The organism is Calditrichota bacterium (genome assembly GCA_013152715.1).
In the GTDB taxonomy this organism is placed as follows: Bacteria; Zhuqueibacterota; Zhuqueibacteria; order Thermofontimicrobiales; family Thermofontimicrobiaceae; genus 4484-87.
Genome location: JAADFU010000134.1, coordinates 1 through 3,510 on the forward strand (window position 1 = coordinate 1; position 3,510 = coordinate 3,510).

Here is a 3,510-nt window from a genome sequence, read left to right on the forward strand (position 1 = left end):
CTGGATGGCTATCGTTTGAGCGTGGACGGCGCGGAAAAATCGGACGGAATTTACGAATTAGAGAGCGGCGAACATTTCGTGTGCGCATTTGTTGCCAAACCAGTCAGCCACAAAAAGGATTTTTCCGTTCGCATCGAAAGTCCGCCGGAATCAATGAAGCTGGTCAATCCGCTCGATCCCGGCTGGGAAAACCCCTGGTGCTGGATTTCGCTGCCGGAGTTCGAATTTGCTGATAACGATTTGCGCTGGCAGAAATGGAGCATTGACGATGAAGGAAATGACCGACTGAAAAATTACGATTCGACAATCGAGCGATTTCTCCGCGAAGTGAAGACAAAAAAAGATTTTGAAGATAAACTGAAAAATCGCTGCAAGAATTTAACGAACGAGCAGATGTTCGTGCATGATTTTTACTGGCAATTTTTACATCGCGAGCCGGTCGGTGAAGCCTGGGATTTGATCGAGAATGCGAAAAATTTGCTCGCAGAAAACGGAGAAATGACAATTGTGCATCCCACTCCGGAAGGTGACGTGGAACTCATGTTTGATCTGGGCGAGCAGAATATCGGTTACTACGATTTTGAGCTTTTTGCGCAGGAAGGGACGGTCATCGATATTTACGGAGTCGAATACATTACTCCGGAGGGAGTAATCCAGCACACGGCAGACCCTGCCTGGGACGCAATTTATCGAAATGGCATGCGCTACATCTGCAAAAACGGGTTAAATCATTTCACTTCCGTCAAGAGACGGTCGGGCAGATATTTGTTTTTCACCATCAGAAATTTTTCAGAGCCTGTCAAAATCAACAAATTTCAACTCATCGAATCGACTTATCCGGTAGAAAGCAAAGCCTGGTTTCGTTGCAGTGATTGGCGATTGAATAGAATCTGGGAAATTTCAGCGCGAACGCTCAAATTGTGCATGGAAGATACTTTTACGGACTGTCCGCTTTACGAACAAACGCTCTGGGTCGGAGACGCGCGAAATGAGGCGGTTTTTGGCTATTGGACTTTTGACGCGCGCGATATCGGGAAACGGTGCATTCGGCTGGCGGCGCAATCGCTGGAACGCTTTCCCATTGTCGGCTGTCAGGTGCCCTCGGCGTGGGATTGTCTGTTGCCGGCGTGGGGTTTTCTGTGGGGGATTTCTGTTTGGGATTATTTCGACTACAGCGGAGATGTTGAATTTTTGAAATCAGTCTGGAATGATGTGATTAAAAATATTGAAGGCGCGGAAAAATATCTCGATGAACACGGGCTTTTCAGTGCACCGTGGTGGAACATGTTTGACTGGTCCGGAATTGACGATCAGCATGAGACGGTTTTGCACAACAGCATGCTGCTCGTCGGTGCCATCAATGCGGCAATCCGGTGCGCACAGGTTTTGCAAGATGAAGACAGACTTGTTTTGCTGGAAAATTTAAGAGATCGGCTGCGTCGTGCCATCAATGAATTTTGGGATGAAGAAAAACAGTCTTTTCCGGATAGCATTCACGAGGATGGTGAAGTGAGCGAATCGACATCGCAGCACACGAGTTTTTTGTCTCTGCTCTACGACATTGTCGAAGAAAAAAATCGCGAGGCGGCAATCGCCAATGTGCTTCATCCGAAAAAAGAAATGGTGAAAGTCGGTTCTCCGTTCGCCATGATGTATTTTTATGAAACGCTGGAAAAGATAGGCTTTTCCGACCGAATTATTCAGTCGATTTATGAAAGCTACGTTCCCATGATCGACAGCGGTGCGACAACGGTGTGGGAAGTTTTTCCGTCCAGCGAATTTCATCCGGCGGGATTCCCAACTCGCAGCCACGCGCACGCCTGGTCTTCAGCGCCGCTCTACTTTTTGCCACGGATAATTTTGGGAATCAGACAGGTGCGTCCCGGAGGAGAGGAATTCATCGTGAGCCCGGATATTGGCAAATTGAAATACGCCAAAGGGGCAATTACCACGGCAAAGGGAATTTTAGCTGTTTCCTGGGAAGTTGAAAAAGATAATTTGATCGTTCGCATTCAAAAACCGCCGGGAGCAAATGTCAGATTTGTTTCTCACGAAAGTCATCAATCTTTGAATTTAAAAATAGAATTTGTGGAAAGGATTTATTAAATGAAAACCTGGCTCTTGAAATTAAGTTTTTTTCTTGTTCTGCTGGTTCTTTCCTGCGGTAAAAATAACAATGTTGAAGTTGAGTTTTCCAAAATTATTTCCACCCACGGTTCGACACGAGCAACGGCTTACATCATGAGTAACAAAATAATCACAGCCGATGGCAAAATTTTCGTTTCCTGGCTCGATTCGCTGTCGGACGTGAAAATGACTTATTATGATTTGAAAACAAAAAAATGGGGCGAGACCGTGCTGGTCGGTTCCGGTGTTGACAACCACGGCGGGCCCGCGCTGGCGATGGATAGCAAGGGGATTTTTCATATCATTTACGGCGCGCATCACGGGAAATTTCAATACCGCCGTTCAAAAAAACCGTATGACATCAGCGAATGGACAGCGATTGATTCAGTGGGAATTTACAGCACCTATCCCAGTCTGGTGGTTGATGCAAAAGATCGATTGCACCTGACCTATCGCGGCGGACCCATGCCGCGCCGTCTCATGTATCAGCGCAGGGATGAAAATGGCGTCTGGAGTGAAGCGATTGAATTGGTGAAGGCTCCCGCAGATACCGGCTACACGCAATACGGAAATCCAATTTTTATTTCGCCAGATGGCGTGTTGCATGTGGCGTTTCATATCTACGATGTTGTGCCTCCTGCGGGCAAGTCCGTTGGCTATTTGCGTTCCCGGGATGGCGGCGTCACCTGGGAAAATGTGAAAGGTGAGAAATTATCTCTGCCGGTTACGATTGAATCGCCTTGTTTCATCGAAAAGGGGGACAGTCTGGACATGCGCGTGGGCAATGTGATTGTTGACAGCGATGGCGTGCCGTATGTTCCGGTGATACATCTGGAAAAAACGCCGCGAACAACTCTGCTCTGGCGTTTTGACGGCGAAAAATGGGTGGGAAAATCGTTATTGCCGGAGATTCAAAAATATTTTCCCAAAAAAGAAATCACTTATGCCACGATTACTTTTGACAGAGATGGCGTTTTTTACCTGCTTTGTGATGTGCAAAATTCGGGGGACACGACTTTCTGGGGCGATCCGTCGCTGGAAGTGGTATTGCTGACTTCGGCCGACAAAGGTAAAAGTTTCCGATTAATTCCAATTTCAAAACCGGATCCGAATTTACCCAATTGGCTGCCGAACATGGAAAGACCTTTCAGCCCAAAACCTGTCGGCTTGCCATCGCTGATTTATACCCACGGCGAAAAAGGGACGTCTGTCACCGAAGGGCAGGCGACTGAAGTCATTTTTGTGAAGTTGAAGAAGGTTGGTAATTGATTTTTTATAGAAAATTGTTTTTCACAAAAAGGAAAAGTGAGAAAATTATTAACCACAGAGCGCGCAAAGAAGGCGCAGAGCTCACAGAGAAAAATCACTGTTAACTTTTTATCA

Annotated in this window: 2 protein-coding genes; both read left to right on the forward strand. The window is 46.7% G+C overall.

The features are described 5' to 3' along the window. On the forward strand, positions 1-2,106 hold a 2,106-nt coding region (locus GXO74_10950; protein NOZ62190.1), incomplete at its 5' end, for a hypothetical protein. After that, positions 2,107-3,396, forward strand: coding sequence for a hypothetical protein (locus tag GXO74_10955; protein ID NOZ62191.1), 1,290 nt, complete (start codon positions 2,107-2,109; stop codon positions 3,394-3,396). The last annotated feature ends 114 nt before the right edge of the window (positions 3,397-3,510 follow it).

Bases quoted from the DNA above. Each gene is read 5' to 3' on its own strand.
- GXO74_10955 (NOZ62191.1), top strand. From the start codon at position 2,107: ATGAAAACCTGGCTCTTGAAATTAAGTTTTTTTCTTGTTCTGCTGGTT.